Origin of the sequence: Spiroplasma sp. Moj (assembly GCF_016082285.1) — a bacterium.
In the GTDB taxonomy this organism is placed as follows: Bacteria; Bacillota_I; Bacilli_A; order Mycoplasmatales; family Mycoplasmataceae; genus Spiroplasma; species Spiroplasma phoeniceum.
Genome location: NZ_MQTY02000092.1, coordinates 1 through 3,939 on the forward strand (window position 1 = coordinate 1; position 3,939 = coordinate 3,939).

A 3,939-nucleotide genomic window follows, 5' to 3' on the forward strand; every position below is an offset into this window, starting at 1 on the left:
ATACTCTTAATAATCAACAAATAGCTTTTAGAACGTAGACATTTTCTAGAACCTTTTAGCTAAATTCCAAATATCCTTTAAATAGTTTCTCATGTGCACATAGTGCTCTGATCGCATTTTCATATTTTTAATCTTGTAGTGTTTAGTGATACATAAATCGGATTCCATTACCCATATTCCATAACTTATTCTGTATCGAAATGAGCCTAGGTTGCTTTAAGAAGACGTGTGAACTCATATACATACATGATCTCGTATTTGNTATTCTACTTTCTTTAGAGCAAGTATATTTTCCCCCTAGAGCCAGTCTTAGGATAATTTGCATATATCCCTTAAATATNCGAGTGTTACATTATTTTTCGATCTTTATAATAAAATTTNTTTAATGTNTTTTTAAATAATACTCCCCATGTNATCTGTTATGAAATTGTCTACAGATTAATTGTTGNNTACAGATTAATTGTTGAGATCTTGAGNANAAGATATCAGAGATTATTCTCTGCAATTTTCTTTNTTATTTGACAGNATTAATNNCANTATCNTTACCATATTTAATTACTACGGACCGCAAAATAAAATAATGTTTCTTTTCAATAAAAAATCAATCCCTTTCTGAGTTGATTTGTTGCACTTCACTTACACGATACATGGGAAAAATTAATTATAATAATTTGATTATATTAATGTTACTTATTAAATTTATATAAAAAAAGTTAAAAAAGTTTAACTTTTTTTATGTTTAGTGTAAGATATAGCTAATAGTTTTTAAAAAAACAATATTATATTATAGTAAAAAAGAATGGATTAGGAAAGTATAAATATGGCAGATCAGGTTACCACAGATCAACAGTTATTACAAAAAGAAAAAAATGTAAAAAATGAATTAGATACTATTCGTACAAAACGTCGCATTATTCTGGGAATTATGTATGGATTAATTTCTGCAGTTGGGTATTCTATTGTCCCATTAATGCTATATATTATTCCAGAACAAGGACCATATGATAATTTAGCAGCGCCAATTAATGCCACTTTTTATGTGACAGTTCAAGAAATAATGGCAACTTTTGTAATGTTTATTTTTTATAAACCCAAAAATTTTATTAATTTTTTAAAATTACTTCGTCACAAAGAAACTTGACTAATTGTATTATATGGTTTTTTAGGTGGTCCGGTTGCAATGGTATTTTTTCAGTTATCAGTTTTATTAACAATTAATCATCAAGGTGGTACAGATGGAACTGTTCCAGGATTATTGTTAAATTTAAATGTTATTTTAACGGCAATTGGAAGTGCTATTTTCTTTCGTGCTCGTCAAAGTAAATATACTTGAACTGCTTTAGCAATTTCTACATGTTTAATTTTAGGAATGTCAATTCATTTTGTAATTGAAGAAGGATTAGCTTGATCATCGATTGGAGGGATGTGTTTAGCTTTAGTGACCGCTGGCTTTTATGCAATGGAAGCATTAGGAATGTCCCATTTAATGAGTTCTTCAAAAATTAAATTTACAAATCATGAAACAGTATCAATTAAAACAAGTTCTTCAGCGATATTAATGTTATTATTAGGGACACCAATTGCTGCAGTTTTTTCTCATCAAAGTTTCTTAGATGGTTATAAAATTTTTGCTAATTTTCAATATTATGATTATGCATTAATTGTTCTTGCTGGAGGAATTATTATGGGTAGTTCTCGAATGCTATATTATGCATGTTTAGCAATGTCTGGACCCACCTATACAACTTCAACCCAATTATTAATGTTTTTTTGAACCCCAATTTTTCAATATATTTTTATTGCAGTAAATGTTCCAAATAAAATTTCAGAACCAACATGATATTATTGAGTATATGTTATTCCAATTGTCTTTTGTACTTTTATTATTTCTAGCAATGAATTTTTAGTTCGTGCTAGTAAAGTTGGATCAAAGCGGGCCTTTCATGAATTATTTGGTAAGATTCCAAAACAAAATACAAAATAAGGTTAATAAAAAATAAAAATGTAAGGTATTTTACATTTTTATTTTGGAAATTATATGATTAAATATTAATAGCAAGCAAAGGAATGAACAATGAAAACAAATAGTCTTTTATTTTTACGTGCGGTCCAGTTAGCTGTGATTGCTTCATATGAATTGGTTGATAAAAATGATAAAAATATGTTAGACCAAAAAGCAGTTGATATTATTAATAAATTATTAACAAGTAATGATGTTAAAGCAAAAATTGCAATTGGCGAAGGTGAACTTGATGCAGCACCAATGTTATATCAAGGGCAAACTTTTTCTCATCAACAAGAAGCAATTACGATTGATATTGCAGTTGACCCAATTGAAGGGACAATACCAGCTAGTAAAAATGAACCGGGTTCAATTTCATGTATTGCTGTTGCTAAAAATAATACAATGTTACAAATCCCAGAAATGTATATGGAAAAATTGTTTTTATCACAGGACTTAGCTGTAATAGTTGATTTTAATAAACCAATTGAAGCAATTTTATTGACTTTATTAAAAATTAAACAAAATTTATCATGTATTATTTTAAATAAACCGCGTCATCAAAAAATAATAAAAACAATGTGTCAATTAGGCATTAAGGTTGAATTAATTAATGAAGGAGATGTATTAGGAGCAATTGATGTTGTTTTAAAGAAGGCTTATTTTTTGTATGGAATTGGTGGTGCACCAGAAGGAGTTCTAATGAGTGCATTAGCAATTGCAACTAATTATAAAATGTTTGCACGTTTTTATAAAATGTTTGCACGTTTAATTCGGTATGAGCAAATTTGACCAAATGAAAAAGAAACAGCATTACGAATGAAAATTGAACAGCAAGGTTTAGAACAGAAAAAAATTAGTTACAACACAATTTTTTCTGAACAAGATTTAGTTGCTGATAAACAAGCAATGTTTTTTGCCGCTAGTTTAACAGGTAGAACAGTTTTAAAACCATTACAAATTATTGAGAAAGAATATGTTGTCCATTCTTTTATTGGTTATAATAATATTTATTATCAAATTATATCAAAATATCCAATAACAGATAATATTGAAGAGTTATTAAAACAATATAGTAAATAATTTTAGAGGAGGTTAGAACAATGCCATTTCGCTTAGAGAAAATTGCATTTGGAACTTTATTTTTAAAAAAAGAAGAGGCGATTATTAATGCTTTACAAAATGGTTATAAAATTATTGATACTGCTAAAGTTTATCAAAATGAAGAAATTGTTGGACGAGCAATTAAAAAATATTTAAATTCTAATAACCAAAGGCGAGAAGATATTACTATTGAAACAAAAATTTGATGTGATGATATTGAGGCAGAGAATACTACCAATGCTGTGCTAGAGTCGTTAAAACGATTAAATGTTACTTATTTAGATATTGTTTTAATTCATCGCCCAAATTTAAATTTTTACAAAACTATCAAAGCCTATACCGAATTGCTACAATGCAAAGCGAAAGGGTTAATTAATGTTGTTGGTGTAAGTAATTTTGATAAGGATATGATTGAAATTTTGTTTGAAGAAACGGGTATTTATCCAAATTTAAACCAAATTGAATTTAATCCTTTTAACCAAAGATGAGATCGTGTACAATATTGTCAAAATAAAAACATTTTGGTACAAGCATATTCACCAATTGCTAATACAATGGAAAATCAAATTCTAGTTGCCGAAGCTAAAAAATATAATTGTACTGTTGTTCAATTAGTTTTAGCTTGAATCCAATATTTTAGTATTCAACCAATTGCTAAAGCAGAACTATTACGTCATATCCAAGAAAACAAGCAGAGTGAAAAAATTAGACTAACTAAAAAAACAATTCAAATCTTACAGAGTCTTAATATGTATGATAATATTTATCCCGAAACATTTGATAGGTTTTAATGAAAAATATTATTATTTTTATAAAATANTNANNAANNNTAA

3 protein-coding genes are annotated in these 3,939 nt (G+C 27.4%); all 3 read left to right on the forward strand.

Annotated elements, in window-relative coordinates; all coding sequences use genetic code 4:
- Positions 1–820: 820 nt before the first annotated feature.
- The 3 genes from BST80_RS04370 (at position 821) to BST80_RS04380 (ending at position 3,897) form a co-directional block, all read left to right on the forward strand.
- Complete coding sequence (locus BST80_RS04370; protein WP_415746127.1) at positions 821–1,984, forward strand: hypothetical protein; 1,164 nt, start codon at positions 821–823, stop codon at positions 1,982–1,984.
- A 90-nt stretch (positions 1,985–2,074) separates the two neighbouring features.
- Complete coding sequence (locus BST80_RS04375; protein ID WP_415746128.1) at positions 2,075–3,085, forward strand: fructose-bisphosphatase class II; 1,011 nt, start codon at positions 2,075–2,077, stop codon at positions 3,083–3,085.
- A 20-nt stretch (positions 3,086–3,105) separates the two neighbouring features.
- Complete coding sequence (locus BST80_RS04380; protein WP_415746129.1) at positions 3,106–3,897, forward strand: aldo/keto reductase family protein; 792 nt, start codon at positions 3,106–3,108, stop codon at positions 3,895–3,897.
- Positions 3,898–3,939: the final 42 nt, after the last annotated feature.